This window comes from Streptomyces mauvecolor (assembly GCF_039532965.1).
GTDB lineage: Bacteria > Actinomycetota > Actinomycetes > Streptomycetales > Streptomycetaceae > Streptomyces > Streptomyces violascens.
Map to the genome: position 1 here is coordinate 34,518 of NZ_BAAASQ010000014.1, position 18,755 is coordinate 53,272.

The window sequence follows — 18,755 nt, forward strand, 5'->3', positions numbered from 1 at the left end:
ACCATCAGGTACTTTCCTGCCATGCCCACGCCCCCACCCGGAACGCCCCGCCGCATCGCCGCCCTCGTCCACCCGCCCCAGTCCACCTTCGAACTCGGCATCGCCGCCGAGGTCTTCGGCGGCCGAGGCGCAAGCACTCCCGCCCACTACGACTTCTGGGTGGCCACCGAGCGCCCGGGGCCGGTGGCCACCCAGGCCGGGTACGCGATGCACATCGAGCACGGTCTGGACTCGCTCCGCCGTGCCGACACCATCGTGCTGCCGGGCAAGCAGAACCCCGGCCCCGTCTCCCCCGCCACTCTCGCCGTGCTGCGGGCCGCCCACCGCGACGGCGCCCGGATCGTCTCGCTCTGCTCGGGCGCGTTCATCCTGGCCGAGGCCGGGCTGCTCGACGGGCGCCGGGCCGCCACGCACTGGCGCCTCGCCACCGAGCTGGCCGAACGCTTCCCCGGCGTCGTCGTGGACAGCGACGTGCTGTACGTCGACCACGGCGACGTCGCCACCAGTGCGGGCAGCGGCGCCGCGATCGACCTCTGCCTGCACCTGGTCCGCAAGGACTTCGGCGCCGCGCACGCCAACCGGATCGCCCGCCACATGGTGATGCCCCCGCACCGCGAGGGCGGCCAGCTCCAGTACGCGGCGACCCCGCCGCCCGGCGTGCCCGACTCGCTGGCTCCGCTGCTTGACTGGGCCGCCGAACGCCTCGCCGAGCCGCTGTCGGTGGCCACCCTCGCGGCCCGCGCCGGGGTCTCCCCGCGCACCCTGGCCCGCCGCTTCGCCGACCAGTTGGGCACCGGTCCCGGCCAGTGGCTGCTCGCTCGGCGAATCACGGCCGCGCAGGCGCTGCTCGAAGAGACCGACCTGTCCGTCGAGGCGGTCGCCGCCCGCACCGGGCTCTCCTCGGCGACCAATCTGCGCCGCCGCTTCCACCAGGCCCTGCGCACCACCCCGGCCGCGTACCGCCGCACCTTCCGCCGCCCGGCCACTCCCTGAGCCTTTCAAGTCACCTATTCGCCAAGCCACTTGGACCAGACCACACCCCGCCACCAGACTCCCCCCATGCCCACACCCACCGAGCACCACTGGACCCCGATCCACGGCGAGCCGTACCGGCCCGTTCCCTACCGGCCGGACCGGATGGCCGGCACCGAGACCCTGGCGCGGGCCGCCGAGTTGCGGGCGCGCATGGACGAGCGCCGCACCGTGCGCCGCTTCTCGCCCGACCCCATTCCCGAGCAGGCCGTCCGTGACGCGGTCGCCTGCGCCGCGACCGCGCCGTCCGGCGCGCACCAGCAGCCGTGGACGTTCGTCCTGGTCAAGGACGCGGACGTACGGCGCAGGATCCGCGAGGCGGCCGAGGAGGAGGAGCGGATCTCCTACGACGGGCGGCTCGGCGAGGAATGGCTCGCGGCGCTGCGGCCGATCGGCACGGACGCGGTGAAGACCCACCTCACCGACGCCCCGGCCCTGCTCGTCGTCTTCCAGCAGCGCTATTGGCTGGCCGAGGACGGCACCAAGCACAAGCACTACTATGTCGACGAGTCGGTCGGCATCGCGGTGGGCATGCTGCTCTCCGCCCTCCACCAGTGCGGCCTCGCGGCCCTCGTCCACACCCCGAGCCCGATGCGCTTCCTGTCAGAGGTCCTGGAACGCCCCGCGAACGAGAAGGCCTTCGCCGTCATCCCGATCGGCTACCCCGCCGACGACTGCGAGGTCCCCGACCTGGTCCGCAAGTCCCTCGACCAGGTGCTGGTCGAGGTCTGAGCCCCGCCCGGACCCGGCATGGAAACCGCCCCCGTCCTCGGTTGGGGGACCAAGGACGGGGGCGGGGTTCGGTGCGACTACGGCGTCAGCCCATGTGGGGGTACGTGTAGTCGGTCGGCGGGACCAGCGTCTCCTTGATGGCGCGGGTCAGCGTCCAGCGCATCAGGTTCTGCGGGGCACCCGCCTTGTCGTTGGTGCCGGAGGCGCGGCCGCCGCCGAAGGGCTGCTGGCCGACGACGGCGCCGGTCGACTTGTCGTTGATGTAGAAGTTGCCCGCCGCGTAGCGGAGCTTCTCCATCGTGTGGGCGGCCGCGGCGCGGTCGTTGGAGATGACGGCGCCGGTCAGGGCGTAGTCGGAGGCCGACTCCATCTGCTCCAGCATCTCGTCGTACTTGGCGTCGTCGTAGACGTGGATCGCCAGGATCGGGCCGAAGTACTCGGTCGTGAAGACCTCGTTCGCCGGGTCGGTGCACTCGATGACGGTCGGGCGGACGAAGTAGCCCACCGAGTCGTCGTAGCTGCCGCCCGCGACGATCGTGCAGGAGGCATCGGCCTTCGCGCGGTCGATCGCGGCCTTGTTCTTGGCGAACGAGCGCTCGTCGATGACGGCGCCGATGAAGTTCGACAGGTCGGTGACGTCACCCATGGAGATGCCGTCGACCTCGGCCGCGAACTCCTCCTTGAAGCCGTCGTTCCAGATCGAGGCCGGGATGTACGCACGCGAGGACGCGGAGCACTTCTGGCCCTGGAACTCGAAGGAGCCGCGGGTCAGCGCGGTCTTCAGGACGGCGCGGTCGGCGCTGGGGTGCGCGACGACGAAGTCCTTGCCGCCCGTCTCGCCGACCAGGCGCGGGTAGGTGCGGTACTTCTCGATGTTCGTGCCGACGGTCTTCCACAGGTGCTGGAAGGTCTTGGTCGAACCCGTGAAGTGGATGCCCGCCAGGTCGCGGTGGTTCAGGGCGACCTCGGAGACGGCCAGGCCGTCACCGGTGACGAGGTTGATGACGCCCTTGGGCAGGCCCGCCTCCTCCAGGAGCTGCATGAGCAGCACAGCGGCGTGGGTCTGCGTCGGGGACGGCTTCCACACGACGACGTTGCCCATCAGGGCCGGGGCGGTCGGCAGGTTGCCCGCGATGGCCGTGAAGTTGAACGGCGTGATCGCGTAGACGAAGCCTTCCAGCGGGCGGTGGTCCATGCGGTTCCACACGCCCGGGGAGTTCGCCGGGGGCTGCTCGGCGAGCAGGTTGCGGGCGTAGTGGACGTTGAAGCGCCAGAAGTCGACGAGCTCGCACGGGGTGTCGATCTCGGCCTGCTGGGCGGTCTTCGACTGGCCGAGCATCGTGGAGGCGGCCAGCGTCTCGCGCCAGGGGCCGGCGAGCAGCTCGGCGGCGCGCAGGATGATCGCGGCGCGGTCGTCGAAGGACATCGCGCGCCAGGCCGGGGCGGCGGCGAGCGCGGCGTCGACGGCGTCCTGGGCGTCCTGCTCGGTGGCGTTGGCGTAGGTTCCGATGACGGCGCGGTGGTTGTGCGGCTGCACGACGTCGAAGCGCTCGCCACCGCCCATCCGCTTCTCACCGTTGATGGTCATCGGCAGGTCGACGGGGTTCTCCGCCAGTTCCTTGAGCTTGGCTTCCAGACGGGCGCGCTCCGGGGAACCAGGGGCGTAGCCGTGCACCGGCTCGTTGACCGGGGCGGGGACCTGGGTCACAGCGTCCATGAGTTCCTTGACTCCTTTGTGAGGGGTGTGCGGGCGAGCAGGGGCTCGGGGCCCCGTCCGAAATCTAGTTCTTGGTGATCATCGAGCGGACGAAGAACAGCAGGTTGGCCGGCTTCTCCGCGAGGCGGCGCATGAAGTAGCCGTACCAGTCGGTGCCGTACGCCGTGTAGACGCGCATCCGGTGGCCCTCGGCGGCGAGCCGCAGGTGCTCCTCGCTGCGGATCCCGTACAGCATCTGGAACTCGTACTCGTCCAGCTTGCGCCCTGCGCGCCGGGCGAGCTCCTGGCCGATGGCTATCAGGCGCGGGTCGTGGGACCCGATCATCGGGTAGCCCTCGCCCTCCATCAGGATCTTCAGGATACGGACGTACGCCTTGTCGATCTCGCTCTTGTCCTGGTAGGCGACCTCGGCGGGCTCCTTGTAGGCGCCCTTCACGATACGCACGCGGCTGCCGTTCGCGGCGAGGCGGCGGGCGTCGGCCTCGGTGCGGAAGAGGTAGGCCTGGATGACGCAGCCGGTCTGCGGGAAGTCCTTCCGCAGCTCCTCGTGGATGGCGAACATCGAGTCGAGGGTGGTGTGGTCCTCGGCGTCCAGGGTGACCGTGGTGCCGATCGCGGCGGCGGCCTCGACGACCGGGCGGACGTTGGCGAGGGCCAGCTCGTGGCCGCCGTCCAGGGACTGGCCGAACATGGAGAGCTTCACCGACATCTCGGCCTTGGTGCCGTGGCCGAGGTCCTTGAGGCGCTCGATGAGTTCGAGGTAGGCGTCGCGCGCGTGGGCGGCCTGCTCGGGGGTGGTGATGTCCTCGCCGACCACGTCGAGGGTGAGCTCCAGGCCCTTGCCGACGGTCTCCTCGACGATCGGGACGACCTGGTCGACGGTCTCGCCGGGGATGAAACGGTTCACCACGGGCCTGGTCACCGGGGCGGCCGAAACGAGCTTGCGCATCTTGTCGCTGCGCGACGCGGCGAGGATCACGGGACCCAGCACGGGGCACCTCCACGGAAAGAACTAGACGAGGGCCGCGACCAGGGCCTTCAGGACGATCGACGTCTTTGGGGCGAACCGGTATCGGCACGGAGAACCACCGTGAAACCTAAGGATCTCCCCGATCCTCTGCCATCGACAGCTGTCACGCATCCGTGGTCCAGATCTCATACACATGTCTGAAGCGCGTCCCGGGATGAGCGAGAATGGCTCTTGTGAAGGGCGACTACCAGGATCTGGTCGATGAAATCTCGGCGCTGCTCGGCGCCCCCGCGACGCTGGAGAACCGGGATTTCGGGCTGATCGCCTTCGGTGCGCACGACTCCGAGGACGACCTCGCGATGGACCCCGTCCGCACCCGTTCGATCCTGACCAGGAAGTCGACGCCCGCCGTCCGCGCCTGGTTCGAGGGCTTCGGCATCACCCGTGCCACCAGCCCCGTCCGCATCCCGGCGGCCCCCGACGCGGGGGTCTTCCGCAGCCGCATCTGCCTTCCGGTCCGCCACCGGGGCGTCGCCCTCGGATACGTCTGGCTGCTCGACGCCGAGCCGGGACCGGCCGAGGACAAGCTGGCCGCGGCCATGGAGGTGGCGGCCAGGATCGGCGTGCTGCTCGCCGACGAGGCGCAGGCCGGCGCCGACCTGTCGCGCGAGTTCCGGGCGGCGCTGACCGCGGAGCGCGGCTGGCAGCGCGACACGGCGACGGCCGCGCTCCAGGCGGCGCTCGGCCCGGACGCGGAGGGCCTGCACGCGCTGGTGTGCGTGGCCCCGTGGCCGGGCGAGGACGCCCCTTCGGCCCGTACGGTGCCGGGGGCCGCGGCGGTGTGCACGGTGCCGTGGCCGTCCGCCGGGGCGAGCGGGGCGCTGGGGCTCGCCGCCCTGGTGCGGCTGCGGTCGGCGGACGCGCTCGCGCCGGCCAGGACCGCGGCTCAGCGGCTGCGCGGGGATGCCGGGAACGGTGCGGCGGCGGGGGTGGCGGTGGCCCGCCGCGGTCTCGCCGAGCTCGCTCTCGCCCACCACGAGGCAACCTCCGCCGTGCGTGCGGCACTTGCGGAACCCCGGCTCGGCCCGGTCGCCCAGTGGTCGGACATCGGCCCGTACCGCACACTGACCGCGCTGCCCGCCGCACGGGACCAGGACCCGGCGGTGCGGGCCCTGTTGACTCCGGCCCACCGCGAACTCGCCCGCACCGCCGAGGTGTTCCTCGACCACGCGGGCCAGGCGGGGCGCGCGGCGGCGGCCCTGGGCATCCACCGCCAGACGCTCTACTACCGCCTGTCCCGCGTCGAGCACCTCACCGGCCTCGACCTGGACCAGGGCGAGGACCGGCTGCTCCTGCACATGGCGTTGAAGGCGGCGCGGCTGTGACCCTCGACTGCCGTACGCGCAACGGGATGTGACCGTCAGCTGCGGCCTTCGTCCCCGTCGAGCCCCATCATGATCTTCAGGCCCTCGGTCAGGTCCTTCGCCGAGGGGGCCGTCTCCGGGTCGACCATCCACTGGACCATCACCCCGGCGAGCAGCGCCTGATAAAAGGTTCCGGCGAGCCGCGCCCGCTCGGGGTCGGCGTTCTCGTCGATGCCGAGGAAACCCTCCGCGAGGCCCTTGCGCCCCTCCAGCTGCGGCCCGGCGAGGGCCTTCTGGAGCTCGGGGTCGCTGTCGATCCGGGAGACGATCTCCATCTGGAGCTTCCAGACCGCGCGGCTCTGCTCGTACGAGTCGATCACGCCCTCCCAGCCCCGCTCGAACCGTTCCAGCGGGGGCAGGTCCCCGATCGCGGCGCCCTTCTCCCGGCTCGCGGCGACCGCGTCGCCCCACTCCTCGGTCAGCCCCAGGAAGGCCAGGTTGAGCAGGGCCTCCTTGGAGCCGTAGTGGTAGCCGATGGAGGCCAGGTTGGTGCCGGACTCGGCGACGATGTCGCGGGCGGTGGTGCGGGCGTAGCCCTTTTCCAGCAGGCAGCGCTTGGCGCCTTCGAGCAGATCCTCACGGTGTCCCATGACAGCAGCGTACCCGGTATACAGACATCCGTCTAAGACAAACGTCTAAGTCGGATGCTGCGGACCGGGTACGGGGCCGCGGGACCGGTGCGGGTCAGTCGGTCAGGTTCACCGAGCGGGCCGAGTTGGCGCCGATCTCCTCGGCGACCTCGGTCAGCACGTTCTGCGGGATGGTGTCGTCCACGGTCAGCACGGCGAGCGCGTCGCCGCCCTCCTCCGCGCGGGAGACCTGCATGCCGGCGATGTTGAGCCCGGCCTCGCCGAGCACCCGGCCGACGGCGCCGACGATGCCCGGACGGTCCTCGTAACGCAGCACGATCATGTGGTCCGCGAGCGCCAGGTCCACGTCGAACTCGCCGATCGCGACGACCTTCTGGAGGTGCTTGGGGCCGGCCAGGGTGCCGGACACCGAGACCTCCTCGCCGTCCGACAGGGTGCCGCGCACGGTCACCACGTTGCGGTGGTTGGGCGACTCGCTGGACGTGGTGAGGCGGACCTCGACGCCTCGCTCCTGCGCGAACAGGGGCGCGTTGACGTAGGAGACCGTCTCGTCCACCACGTCCTCGAACACGCCCTTGAGCGCGCTGAGTTCGAGCACCTTGACGTCGTGCTGGGTGAGTTCGCCGTACACCTCGACGTCGAGGCGGACCGCGACCTCTCCCGCGAGCGCGGTGAAGATGCGGCCGAGGCGCTCGGCGAGCGGCAGGCCGGGCTTGACGTCCTCGGCGATCACGCCGCCCTGGACGTTGACCGCGTCCGGCACGAGCTCGCCCGCGAGCGCGAGGCGTACGGACTTGGCGACGGCGATGCCGGCCTTCTCCTGGGCCTCGTCGGTGGAGGCGCCCAGGTGCGGGGTGCAGACGACCTGGTCGAGCTCGAAGAGCGGGGAGTCCGTGCAGGGCTCCTTCGCGTACACGTCCAGACCGGCGCCCGCGACCCGGCCCTCCTTGAGGGCGGAGTACAGCGCGGCCTCGTCCACGATGCCGCCGCGCGCCGCGTTCACGATCCGCACGTGCGGCTGCACCTTGTGCAGCGCCTCGTCACCGATCAGGCCGAGCGTCTCGGGGGTCTTGGGCAGGTGCACGGTGATGAAGTCGGAGACTTCGAGCAGCTCGTCGAGGGTGAGGAGCTTGACGCCCATCTGGGCGGCGCGCGCGGGCTGCACATAGGGGTCGTACGCGACGATCTTCATGCCGAAGGCCGACATGCGCTGCGCGACCAGGACGCCGATGCGGCCGAGGCCGACGACGCCGAGGGTCTTCTCGCTCAGCTCGACGCCGGTGTACTTGTTCCGCTTCCACTCGCCGTTCTTGAGCGCGGTGTTGGCCTGCGGGATGTTGCGCGCGGTGGCGACGAGGAGGCCGCAGGCGAGCTCGGCGGCGGTGACGATGTTGGAGGTCGGTGCGTTCACGACCATCACGCCGGCCTTGGTGGCGGCCGACACGTCGACGTTGTCGAGGCCGACCCCGGCGCGGGCGACGACCTTCAGCTTCTTGGCGGCGGCGATCGCCTCGGCGTCGACCTTGGTCGCCGAGCGGATCAGGATCGCGTCGACACCGGCGATGGCGGGCAGCAGCTCCGCGCGGTCGGCACCGTTGCAGTGCCGGATCTCGAAGTCCGGCCCGAGGGCGTCGACGGTGGCGGGCGACAGCTCTTCAGCGATGAGTACGACAGGTTTCGAGCTCACGTGGGTCCTCACTGAATCCTTTGCGGACGGCCGTCCCGACGGCCGCAGGCGGTGGAGGGGCTAGCCGCGTGGAAGACGCACGACGCTGTGGGCCTGACGCGTTGGTGTTGCTGAGCAGTGTAGTGCTGCGCCCCCGGGGGTTTTCCGCCGCGAAGGCAGGATCACCCGATGGGGGTTGGACTGGTTGTCCATGGTCGTGCGGTAGCCAGCGGGGCCGGACACCGATACCGTGCCCGGCCCCGCTGACATCAGGCTTACGCCTCGTCGTTCTGCACCCAGCTCATGAGCTTGCGCAGCTCCTTGCCGGTGGTCTCCAGGAGGTGCTCGGAGTCCTGGGTCTTGTACTCGTTGTACTTCTTCAGACCGCCGTGGTACTCGTCCATCCAGTTCTTGGCGAACGTGCCGTCCTGGATCTCGGCGAGGACCTTCTTCATCTCGGCCTTGGTGTCGGCGGTGATGATGCGGGGGCCGGTGACGTAGTCGCCCCACTCGGCGGTCTCCGAGATCGACCAGCGCATCTTCTCCAGGCCGCCCTCGTACATGAGGTCCACGATCAGCTTCAGCTCGTGGAGGCACTCGAAGTACGCGATCTCCGGCTGGTAGCCGGCCTCGGTCAGCGTCTCGAAACCGGCCTTGACCAGCGCGGCCGTGCCACCGCAGAGGACGGCCTGCTCACCGAACAGGTCGGTCTCGGTCTCCTCGGTGAACGTCGTCTTGATGACGCCGGCACGGGTGCCGCCGATGCCCTTGGCGTACGACAGGGCCAGCGCCAGGCCGTTGCCCTGGGGGTCCTGCTCGACGGCCACGATGCACGGAACGCCGCGGCCCTCCTCGTACTGACGGCGCACCAGGTGGCCCGGGCCCTTCGGGGCGACCATCGCGACGGTCACGTTCGCCGGGGGCTTGATGAAGCCGAAGCGGATGTTCAGGCCGTGGCCGAAGAACAGCGCGTCGCCGTCCTTCAGGTTGTCCTTGATGGACTCCTCGTAGACCTGGGCCTGGATCGGGTCCGGGACCAGGATCATGATGACGTCGGCCTCGGCCGCCGCCTCGGACGGCGTCACCACGCGCAGGCCCTGCTCCTCGGCCTTCGCCTTGGACTTGGAGCCCTCGTGCAGACCGACGCGGACGTCGACACCCGAGTCACGGAGCGACAGCGCGTGGGCGTGGCCCTGGCTGCCGTAACCGATCACCGCGACCTTGCGGCCCTGGATGATGGACAGGTCGGCATCGTCGTCGTAGAACAGCTCGGCCACTGGGATATCTCCTTGGTGTGCTGGTGTTGCGTCCACCGTATCGGTGGGGGTGAGTAAGGAAGGGGTGGGTCCGCGATACGGGCGGGTCAGAGCCCGTATCGGGGGCCTCAGGCGCTGCGGTCCAGGGCGCGCAGCGAGCGGTCCGTGATGGACCGGGCGCCGCGCCCTATGGCGATCGTGCCGGACTGGACGAGTTCCTTGATGCCGAACTGCTCCAGCATCTTCAGCATCGCCTCCAGCTTGTCCGCGCCGCCGGTCGCCTCGATGGTCACGGCCTCCGGGGAGACGTCGACGGTCTTGGCGCGGAACAGCTGGACGATCTCGACGATCTGGGAGCGCGTTTCGTTGTCGGCACGCACCTTCACCAGGACGAGCTCGCGCTGGATCGCAGCGCCGGGCTCGAGTTCGACGATCTTCAGGACGTTGACGAGCTTGTTGAGCTGCTTGGTCACCTGCTCCAGGGGCAGGTCCTCGACATTGACCACGATGGTGATGCGGGAGATGTCGGGGTGTTCGGTGACACCGACCGCGAGCGAGTCGATGTTGAAGCCACGGCGGGAGAACAGGGCGGCGATCCGGGCGAGGATGCCGGGGGTGTTCTCGACCAGGACCGAGAGCGTGTGCTTGGTGGACATGAGCCTCTTACCTCTTCCTACAGCTCTCAGTCGTCTTCGTTGTCGCCGAAGTCGGGGCGGACTCCGCGGGCGGCCATGACCTCGTCGTTGGAGGTCCCGGCGGCGACCATCGGCCACACCTGGGCGTCCTCGTGGACGATGAAGTCGATCACGACCGGGCGGTCGTTGATCGAGTTGGCCTCCTGGATCGCCTTGTCCAGGTCCTCGGGGCGCTCGCAGCGGATCGCGTAACAGCCCATCGCCTCCGACAGCTTGACGAAGTCGGGGACGCGGGTGCCGCCGCTGGGCCGGCCCTCCTCGGCGATGCCGTCCTCCGGGCCGGAGTGCAGGACCGTGTTGGAGTAGCGCTGGTTGTAGAACAGCGTCTGCCACTGGCGGACCATGCCGAGGGCGCCGTTGTTGATGATGGCGACCTTGATCGGGATGTTGTTCAGCGCACAGGTCGTCAGTTCCTGATTGGTCATCTGGAAGCAGCCGTCGCCGTCGATCGCCCAGACCATGCGGTCCGGCTGGCCGGCCTTGGCACCCATCGCGGCGGGGACCGCGTAGCCCATGGTTCCGGCGCCGCCCGAGTTCAGCCAGGTGGCGGGCAGTTCGTAGTTCACGAAGTGCGCGGCCCACATCTGGTGCTGGCCGACACCGGCCGCGTAGATGGTGTCCGCGTCCGCGAGCTCGCCGATGCGCTGGATGACGCGCTGCGGGGACAGCGTGCCGTCGTTCGGCTCGTCGTAGCCCAGCGGGTACGTCTCGCGCCAGCGGTTGAGGTCCTTCCACCAGGCGGTGTAGTCGCCCTTGTGGCCCTCGGAGTACTCGGCCTGGACGGCCTGGACCAGGTCGGCGATGACCTCGCGGGCGTCCCCGACGATCGGGACGTCGACCTCGCGGTTCTTGCCGATCTCGGCCGGGTCGATGTCCGCGTGGATGACCTTGGCGAACGGCGCGAAGCTGTCCAGCTTGCCGGTGACACGGTCGTCGAAGCGGGTGCCGAGTGCGATGAGCAGGTCCGACTTCTGCAGAGCGGTGACGGCGGTGACCGCACCGTGCATGCCGGGCATTCCCACGTGCAGCGGGTGGCTGTCGGGGAAGGCGCCGAGCGCCATCAGGGTGGTGGTGACGGGCGCTCCGGTGAGCTCCGCGAGGACCTTCAGCTCGGCGGTCGCGCCGGCCTTCAGGACACCGCCGCCGACGTACAGGACCGGGCGCTTGGCCGCCACGATCAGCTTGGCGGCCTCGCGGATCTGCTTCGCGTGCGGCTTGGTGACCGGCCGGTAGCCCGGCAGGTCGGTCGTGGGCGGCCACGAGAACGTGGTCTGCGCCTGGAGGGCGTCCTTGGCGATGTCGACCAGGACCGGGCCCGGGCGGCCGGTCGAGGCGATGTGGAACGCCTCGGCGATCGTCCGCGGGATGTCCTCGGCCTTGGTCACCAGGAAGTTGTGCTTGGTGATCGGCATGGTGATGCCGACGATGTCCGCCTCCTGGAAGGCGTCCGTGCCGATCGCCTTGGAGGAGACCTGGCCGGTGATCGCGACCAGCGGCACCGAGTCCATGTGGGCGTCGGCGATCGGGGTGACCAGGTTGGTCGCGCCCGGCCCGGAGGTCGCCATGCACACGCCGACCTTGCCGGTGGCCTGGGCGTACCCGGTGGCGGCGTGGCCCGCGCCCTGCTCGTGGCGGACCAGGACGTGACGGACCCGGGTGGAGTCCATCATCGGGTCGTACGCCGGGAGGATGGCGCCGCCGGGGATCCCGAACACGACCTCCGCCCCGACTTCCTCGAGAGAACGGATGAGGGACTTCGCGCCCGTGACGTGCTCAACGGTCGCGGACTGGTGTCCGCCGTTACGGGGCCGCGGCTGCGGATGGTGGGCCCCGGTGGCCTGCTCGGTCATCGGCATTCTCTTCTCGAAGCTGAGGGTTTTTGCGGTGGTTTAGTCGAGATCGCGGTAGTGCTTGAGGGGTGCCAGTGCAACAAAAAACCCCTCGTGCCGTGAGGCAAGCGAGGGGAGCGCGTCGGGTGCGGTCTGCGGAGCCTGCTGGGGCTCCGCTTCAGCCGACGCGCTTTCCAAGTACGAGAATTCGGGTGCGCATGGCATTGACCCTCCCCCCGGCGCGCAGGTGGTGTCAAGTAGGTGGGACGGGCGTCTCATTATTTGAGCTCAACAGGGGCCGGCTCCGGCCACTGAGCACGGGGAGCGCGGCCCCGCCGGGCACCGGGTATTCGCCGCGCACCAGGGCGCGCCGCAGCCGGTACTCGTCGAGCGGCCCGGAGAACGCCATGCCCTGACCATGCGTACACCCCATGGCGCGCAGCGCCAAGACCTGTTCGGGTACATCTACGCCGTCGGCCACCGACTGCATGCCGAGATCGCAGGCGATCCGGAGCAGGCCCGCGGTGATCTTGTGAAGGCGGGCCGATTCGACGACGCCCTCGACAAGGCCCCTGTCCAGTTTCAGCAGGTCGATGGGGAGCCGGCGCAGCGCGTTGATCGCCGCGTAGCCGCTGCCGAACCCGTCGAGCGCGATCCGTACGCCGAGTCTGCGCAGGCCCACCAGGCGCCGCTCCAGCTCGTCGAAGGAGATCCTGGGGTCGCTGTCGGCGAGCTCGATGATCAGGGCGCCCGAGGGCAGCCCGTGCCTGGTCAGGAGGGCTTCGAGGGAGCCGAGCGGCATCGACTTGTCGAGCAGGCGGCGGGCCGAGAGGCGTACCGAGACGGGTGCGTCGTGGCCGGCCCGCATCCGTTCGGCGGCGAGCTCCACGGCCTCTTCGAGCAGCCAGCGGCCGAGCTCGGCGGCACGCTCGCTCTCGTCGGCGACCCGTAGGAATTCGGCCGGGGTGAACAGGATGCCCTGGGCCGATCTCCACCTGGCCTGGGCTGCGACCGCGGAGACCTCGCCGGTGGTGAGGTCGACGACCGGTTGGTGCAGGACCGCGAATTCGCCCTCGTTCAGCGCGGTACGCATCCGGGCCGCGAGCTCCGACTTGCGGACGACCTCGGCCTGCATCTGCGGGGCGTACAGCTCGACCCGGTTCTTGCCGCCCTTCTTGGCCCGGTACATCGCGAGGTCGGCGTTGCGCAGCAGCTCCCCCGCGCCGACGCCGGGCTCGGCGAAGGCGACACCGATGGAGGCGGCGACCCGGACATCGTTGCCGTCGATCTGGTAGGGCTGCGAGAGGGTGAGGCGCAGTCTGTCGGCGATTTCCCTGACGTGGTACTCACGGGCCGAGCGGTCGCGGGTGCCGTCGCCCAGGATGAGGGCTGCGAACTCGTCGCCGCCGAGCCGGGCCGCGGTGTCGCCGGCCCGGACCGAGTCCTGGAGTCTGCGGGCGGCCTGGATGAGGAGTTCGTCGCCGGCCTGGTGGCCGATGGTGTCGTTGACCTGCTTGAAGCCGTCGAGGTCGATGAAGAGCACGGCGGTGCCGGGGTCGGAGTTGCGCCGCCCGCCGAGCGCCTTGCGCACCCGCTTGGTGAACAGGGCCCGGTTGGGCAGGTCGGTGAGCGGGTCGTGCTCGGCGTTGTGCTCCAACTGCGCCTGCAGGCGCACCCGTTCGGTCACGTCGCGGCTGTTGAGAATGAGCCCGCCCTGATGGCGGTTGACGGTCGACTCCACGTTGAGCCACTCGCCGGTCCCCGACTTGAAGCGGCATTCGATCCGCGTCGTGGGCTCCTCGGCGGGCGGCGCCGCCAGAAACCGGCGCACCTCGTGCACCACCCGGCCCAGGTCCTCTGGGTGGATGAGCGAGGCCAGCTCGGAGCCCACCAGCTCCTCCGCGTCCCGCCCGTAGACGCCGGCGGCGGCGGGGCTGACGTACCGCAGCATTCCGGTGGGGGCAGCGATCATGATGACGTCGCTGGAGCCCTGCACCAGGGAGCGGAAGTGGTTCTCCTTCTGGGCCAGTTCATGGGTGAGCGCGATATTGTCGAGCAGCATGATTCCCTGGCGGACCACCAGGGCGAGCACGACCGTGCAGCCGGTGAGGACGACCATCCGGTCGACCCGGTGCCCTTCGATGACGTTGTACAGGATCCCCAGGGTGCACACCGCGGCCGCGAGGTACGGCGTGAGCGCGGCCAGCGAGCTGGCGAGCGGCCGCGTCAACGGCAGGGCGTTCGGGCGCACGCGGCCGGCCGCCGGGCGGGCGCCCTGCGGGGCGGCCATCGGCGGCCGGGGCTGCGGGGCGGACGTCCTGCGGGCACCCCACGGGGCGTATGCGAGCAGCAGGGAGCCGGCGAACCAGCCCGCGTCCAGGAGCTGCCCGGAGCGGTAGTGCTCGCGCAGCAGCGGCGAGGTGAACAGGGCGTCGCACAGCACGGTCAGGGCGAGCGCCGCGATCGCGGTGTTCACCGCGGACCGGTTGGCCGACGAGCGCCGGAAGTGCAGCGCGAGCACCATGCTGACCAGGACGATGTCGAGCAGCGGATAGGCGAGCGTGAGGGTGGCGTGGGCGACGCCCTCACCTTCGCCCTCGTGGGCCGTGCGCGCGAGCGCGAGGCTCCAGGACAGGGTGAGCAGGGAGCCCCCGATGAGCCAGGAGTCCAGTGCGAGGCAGACCCAGCCCGCCTTGGTGACGGGGCGTTTGGCGAGCACGAGCAGGCCCACGATGGCGGGCGGCGCGAAGCAGAGGAAGAAGAAGTCGGCGGGCGAGGGGGTGGGCACCCCGCGCTGGAGCACCACCTCGTACCAGCCCCAGACACCGTTGCCGCAGGCGGCCATGGCGGAGGAGAAGGAGAAGAGCAGCCAGGCCGGGCGAAAGCTGTTCTCGCTCTCCGTCGCGCCGCTCCGCGCGTAGCGGAAGCACGAGACCGCGGCGATCAGGGCCGCACCGGAGAGGCCGAAGTCGCCCATGATCAGGGCGAGTTCCTCGGAACCCCAGCCCAGGAATGCGCCGGTGGCATATCCGGCGCACACCACTGCGAGCACCAGCTGGGAGGCCATGCCGGACCCGCCGCCTCCGGTCATGGGCGGCCGGGTCAGGACCGCTCCGGGGGCGCTCACCGGACGGCTCCTCGCCAGCGGGCCCGCCTCGGGGTACCGGCCGGCCGGGGCCGGGCGCCGGTATCGCCGCGCCATGAGCCGTGCTCCTGGGCGCCGTTCGTCGTTGTGCCGTTCGCCGCTGTGCCGTTGGTCGCCTCGGCGCTCGCCGCTCCACCGCGGTGCATTGTTGCGCGATGCGCGCGGCGGGGCTGCCGCAGGCGGCTCCACCGCGTCGGATCGTTCGTCCATTGGCCGTGCATCGCCCGTCGCCCCCCTCGCAGTGATCGCTCCCCCGCGCCGTAGACGCACGGCGCCGGCCCCCGGTCGGGACGATACACCAGTCTCGTCACTCAGGGACATAGCCCTTATACGCTCAGTGACAGCCTGGAGTCATGTAGGCACCGGGTGCACCCGAACAGCTGCGGAGAGTTACTGATCCGTCGTCAGAACGACGTTGGCGAGCGGTTCTTCGGCCACGAAGCGGGTGAGCTGAGCAGCGAGCAAGCGCCTGGCGCGGGGCAGGAACGCGGAGCTCGAACCGCCCACATGGGGACTGATGAGAACATTCGGCGCGTGCCACAGCGGGTGTCCCTTGGGCAACGGTTCGGGATCGGTGACATCCAGTGCCGCGTGGATGCGCCCCGACTCCACTTCGGCAAGCAGCGCCTTGGTGTCCACCACGGGTCCGCGCGAGACGTTCACCAGGAGCGCACCGTCCTTCATGCGGGCCAGGAACTCGGCGTCCACCAGGCCCGACGTCTGCTCGGTCAGCGGCGTGGAGACGATGACGACGTCCGCTTCCGGGAGCAGTGCGGGCAGATCTGTCAATGCGTGCACTTCACCGCGCTCCGTTGTGCGCCATGAGCGCGCGACGCGCGCCACCCGCGCGCACTCAAAGGGTGCGAGCCGGTCTTCGATGGCGGCCCCGATCGACCCGTACCCCACGATCAGCACGGACTTGTCGGCCAGCGCGGGATAGAACCCCGCCCGCCATTCCTGCCTCTCCTGTCCCCGGACGAAACCGGGAATCCCGCGCAGCGAGGCGAGCACGAGAGCGAGGGTCAGCTCGGCCGTGGACGCCTCGTGGACGCCACGCGCGTTGCACAGGCGTACACCGGGCGGCAGCAGGCCGATGCCGGGCTGTACGTGGTCGATGCCGGCGGTCAGCGTCTGTACGACCCGGATGCCGGTCATGGCGGCGAGCGGGCGGATCGCGGTCTCGGACGGCTTCATGTACGGGACCACGTAGAAGGCGCAGTCGGCGGGGTCGGCCGGGAAGTCGGGGCCGCCGTCCCAGAACCGGTAGTCGAGGGAGGCGGGCAGGCCCGGGACATCGGCCGGGTCGAAGGGGATCCATACGTCTGCGGTCATGGTCAGGAGGCTATGCGAAGGGCTCCGGGGGCCAGAGGTTAGTTTGGGGAGCGACGAGGGAGGGATCCGGCCAGGTGGAGCGCAGGACAATCGGGGCGGGGGCCCTGCGGGCGGGTGCGATCGGACTCGGCTGCATGCCGATGAGCTGGGGCTACACCCGCTCGCAGCAGGACCTGGAGCGCTCGCTGCGGGCGGTTCACGCAGCCCTCGACACCGGCGCGAACCTTCTTGACACCGCCGACATGTACGGCCCGTTCACCAACGAGCTGCTCATCGGACGGGTCCTGAAGGAGCGCCGTGACGAGGCGTTCGTCGCCACCAAGTGCGGGCTGCTCGTGGGCGTCGACCAGCACGTGGTCGCCAACGGCCGCCCCGGGTACGTGCGCCGGGCCTGCGACGCCTCGCTGCGCCGCCTCCAGACCGACGTCATCGACCTCTATCTGCTGCACCGCGCCGACCCGGAGGTCCCCGTCGAGGAGACCTGGGGGGCGATGGCGGAGCTCGTGACGGCGGGGAAGGTACGGGCGCTCGGGCTCAGTGCCATGGGTGCGCGGGCGGTGCGCCGGACCGCGCCGGTGGCCGGGGTGCACGGGCTGCACGTGGGCCGGTACGAGGAGACGGTGCGGCTGCTCGACCGGGTCCAGCAGGTGTTCCCGGTCGCGGCCGTGCAGGCGGAGCTGTCCTTCTGGTCGCGGGAGGCGCTGGACACGCTGCTGCCATGGTGCACGACGCGGGGCGTCGGCCTGCTCGCCGCGATGCCGCTCGGCAACGGGTTCCTGACGGGCACGCTCACCCCGGGCCAGGGGTTCGAACCCGACGACATCCGGGCCCGCCACCCCCGCTTCACGGCGGAGATGATGGCGGCCAACCAGCCCGTGGTGGCGGGCCTGCGCCGGGTCGCCGCGCGGCACGGGGCGACGCCGGGACAGGTGGCGCTGGCCTGGCTGCTGCGGCTCGGGCACCAGGTGATACCCGTGCCGGGGGCCAAGCGGGAGGAGTGGGTGCGCGAGAACGCGCGCGCGGCGGGCCTGTCCCTGACCCCGCGGGACCTGGCGGAACTGGCCGCGCTGCCGCCGGCCCGGGACTGAAGCGCCGCCGCCCCTGCGCGGTGAGGGCCACCCGGGCACCTGAGGCCGGGAGTTGGACATCCCGGCCGGGGTCGCCGCCCGCAGAATGAACCCAGCGCATCGACCCCGTCGAAGGGAACCCCAACCGTGCGACGAACCACCGTGGCCACCGTCCTGGCCGCAGCCGCGCTCGTGCTCGCGGCGGGCTGCTCCTCCCCGGACACGGGGCCGCAGGGCCAGAGTGCCCCGTCCGGCCCCAAGGCGTCCCCGTCGGCGACGTCGCACGCCCGACTCCCGCCCGCCGAGGGCTCGGTGAAGGTCGCCAGGACCGTCACGGAGGATCTGAAGTCGCCCTGGGGCATCGCGCCGCTGCCCGAGGGCGGGCTCCTCGTCGGCTCCCGTGACGACGGCTCGGTCCTGCTGGTCGACGCGGCGACCGGCAAGAAGACCGCCGTGGGCAGCGTGCCCGGCGTCGACCACCAGGGCGAGGGCGGGCTGCTCGGGCTCGCCCTGTCGCCCTCGTACGCCTCGGACCATCTCCTCTACGCGTACTTCACCACCGAGTCCGACAACCGCATCGCCCGGATGATCTACGACCCGCAGCGGCCGGAAGGCCAGCAGCTGGGGGCGCCGGACACCATCCTGCGCGGGATCCCCAAGGGCAACAACCACAACGGCGGGCGGATCGCGTTCGGCCCCGACCGGATGCTGTACGCGGGGACCGGCGAGACCGGCGAGCGGGGGCTCGCGCAGGACAAGAAGTCGCTCGGCGGGAAGATCCTGCGGATGACGCCCGACGGGCAGCCCGCGTACGGCAATCCGGAGGCGGACTCGCTCGTCTACTCCTACGGGCACCGCAATGTGCAGGGCCTGGCCTGGGACGCCGAGAACCGGCTGTGGGCCGCGGAGTTCGGCCAGGACACCTGGGACGAGCTCAACCTCATCGAGCCCGGCAAGAACTACGGCTGGCCCGTGGTGGAGGGCACGGGGAACAAGCCGGGGTACGTCGATCCCGTCGCCCAGTGGAAGACCTCTCAGGCCTCGCCCAGCGGGATCGCGTTCGCGGACGGCTCCGTGTGGATCGCCTCGCTGAAGGGCGAGCGGCTGTGGCGCGTCCCGCTGGACGGCACCAAGCCGCTCGCCGAGCCCGAGGCCTTCCTGACCGGCCAGTACGGGCGGCTGCGCACCGTCCTGCCGGCCGCGGGCAGCGGCAAGCTGTGGCTGCTCACGAACAACACCGACTCGCGCGGCAGGCCGAAGCCGGGCGACGACCGCATTCTGGAGCTGGACGTCACGTAGC

At 70.7% G+C, this 18,755-nt stretch carries 14 protein-coding genes; 5 read left to right on the top strand and 9 right to left on the bottom strand.

The genetic code is table 11. The features are described from left to right. Positions 1-21: 21 nt before the first annotated feature. Together ABD346_RS19840 and ABD346_RS19845 are read left to right on the top strand one after the other, a co-directional pair. The gene (locus tag ABD346_RS19840) at positions 22-993 is read left to right on the top strand and encodes a GlxA family transcriptional regulator (protein ID WP_344376498.1); all 972 of its coding nucleotides are present in this window, start codon (positions 22-24) and stop codon (positions 991-993) included. Positions 994-1,059: 66 nt separating this feature from the next. Continuing rightward, positions 1,060-1,764: a nitroreductase family protein gene (locus tag ABD346_RS19845; RefSeq protein WP_344376500.1), complete on the top strand. Its 705-nt coding sequence runs from the start codon at positions 1,060-1,062 to the stop codon at positions 1,762-1,764. A gap of 85 nt (positions 1,765-1,849) precedes the next feature. Here the strand turns inward: ABD346_RS19845 and pruA are convergent, their stop codons facing one another. Both pruA and ABD346_RS19855 read right to left on the bottom strand, forming a co-directional pair. Then, positions 1,850-3,481: an L-glutamate gamma-semialdehyde dehydrogenase gene (gene pruA / locus ABD346_RS19850; RefSeq protein WP_344376501.1), complete on the bottom strand. Its 1,632-nt coding sequence runs from the start codon at positions 3,479-3,481 to the stop codon at positions 1,850-1,852. A gap of 64 nt (positions 3,482-3,545) precedes the next feature. Next, positions 3,546-4,472 (bottom strand): proline dehydrogenase family protein, encoded by a 927-nt coding sequence (locus ABD346_RS19855; RefSeq protein ID WP_344376502.1) that lies wholly within the window; start codon positions 4,470-4,472, stop codon positions 3,546-3,548. Between the two features lie 203 nt (positions 4,473-4,675). Here ABD346_RS19855 and ABD346_RS19860 point away from each other — a divergent pair, with 203 nt between their 5' ends. Further along, positions 4,676-5,836, top strand: a complete 1,161-nt coding sequence (locus ABD346_RS19860; protein ID WP_344376503.1) for a PucR family transcriptional regulator — start codon at positions 4,676-4,678, stop codon at positions 5,834-5,836. A 35-nt stretch (positions 5,837-5,871) separates the two neighbouring features. Here the strand turns inward: ABD346_RS19860 and ABD346_RS19865 are convergent, their stop codons facing one another. The 7 genes from ABD346_RS19865 to ABD346_RS19895 all read right to left on the bottom strand — a co-directional run bounded on the left by ABD346_RS19865 (position 5,872) and on the right by ABD346_RS19895 (position 16,388). Then, entirely contained in the window at positions 5,872-6,465 is a 594-nt protein-coding gene (locus ABD346_RS19865; RefSeq protein WP_344376505.1) for a TetR/AcrR family transcriptional regulator, read from the bottom strand. 94 nt (positions 6,466-6,559) lie between these two features. Further along, positions 6,560-8,152 (bottom strand): phosphoglycerate dehydrogenase, encoded by a 1,593-nt coding sequence (serA, locus tag ABD346_RS19870; protein ID WP_344376506.1) that lies wholly within the window; start codon positions 8,150-8,152, stop codon positions 6,560-6,562. 254 nt (positions 8,153-8,406) lie between these two features. Further along, entirely contained in the window at positions 8,407-9,408 is a 1,002-nt protein-coding gene (gene ilvC / locus ABD346_RS19875; RefSeq protein ID WP_100577585.1) for a ketol-acid reductoisomerase, read from the bottom strand. A gap of 107 nt (positions 9,409-9,515) precedes the next feature. Further along, positions 9,516-10,043, bottom strand: coding sequence for an acetolactate synthase small subunit (gene ilvN / locus ABD346_RS19880; protein WP_053726090.1), 528 nt, complete (start codon positions 10,041-10,043; stop codon positions 9,516-9,518). Positions 10,044-10,069: 26 nt separating this feature from the next. Beyond that, positions 10,070-11,938, bottom strand: a complete 1,869-nt coding sequence (locus tag ABD346_RS19885) for an acetolactate synthase large subunit (protein ID WP_344376509.1) — start codon at positions 11,936-11,938, stop codon at positions 10,070-10,072. 226 nt (positions 11,939-12,164) lie between these two features. Next, a complete protein-coding gene (locus ABD346_RS19890; protein WP_344376512.1) occupies positions 12,165-15,038 on the bottom strand; it encodes a putative bifunctional diguanylate cyclase/phosphodiesterase in 2,874 nt (957 codons plus the stop codon). Positions 15,039-15,446: 408 nt separating this feature from the next. Next, entirely contained in the window at positions 15,447-16,388 is a 942-nt protein-coding gene (locus ABD346_RS19895) for a 2-hydroxyacid dehydrogenase (RefSeq protein WP_344376513.1), read from the bottom strand. 74 nt (positions 16,389-16,462) lie between these two features. Between ABD346_RS19895 and ABD346_RS19900 the strand changes: the two genes are divergently transcribed. After that, positions 16,463-17,476 (top strand): aldo/keto reductase, encoded by a 1,014-nt coding sequence (locus ABD346_RS19900; protein WP_344376514.1) that lies wholly within the window; start codon positions 16,463-16,465, stop codon positions 17,474-17,476. 126 nt (positions 17,477-17,602) lie between these two features. Then, positions 17,603-18,754: a PQQ-dependent sugar dehydrogenase gene (locus tag ABD346_RS19905; protein WP_344376516.1), complete on the top strand. Its 1,152-nt coding sequence runs from the start codon at positions 17,603-17,605 to the stop codon at positions 18,752-18,754. Position 18,755 lies beyond the last annotated feature (1 nt).

Coding starts and splice junctions, on each gene's coding strand:
- pruA (WP_344376501.1), bottom strand. CDS start 3,481: ATGGACGCTGTGACCCAGGTCCCCGCCCCGGTCAACGAGCCGGTGCAC.
- ABD346_RS19885 (WP_344376509.1), bottom strand. CDS start 11,938: ATGCCGATGACCGAGCAGGCCACCGGGGCCCACCATCCGCAGCCGCGG.
- ABD346_RS19860 (WP_344376503.1), top strand. CDS start 4,676: ATGGCTCTTGTGAAGGGCGACTACCAGGATCTGGTCGATGAAATCTCG.
- ABD346_RS19895 (WP_344376513.1), bottom strand. CDS start 16,388: ATGACCGCAGACGTATGGATCCCCTTCGACCCGGCCGATGTCCCGGGC.
- ABD346_RS19865 (WP_344376505.1), bottom strand. CDS start 6,465: ATGGGACACCGTGAGGATCTGCTCGAAGGCGCCAAGCGCTGCCTGCTG.
- ABD346_RS19840 (WP_344376498.1), top strand. CDS start 22: ATGCCCACGCCCCCACCCGGAACGCCCCGCCGCATCGCCGCCCTCGTC.
- ABD346_RS19845 (WP_344376500.1), top strand. CDS start 1,060: ATGCCCACACCCACCGAGCACCACTGGACCCCGATCCACGGCGAGCCG.
- ilvN (WP_053726090.1), bottom strand. CDS start 10,043: ATGTCCACCAAGCACACGCTCTCGGTCCTGGTCGAGAACACCCCCGGC.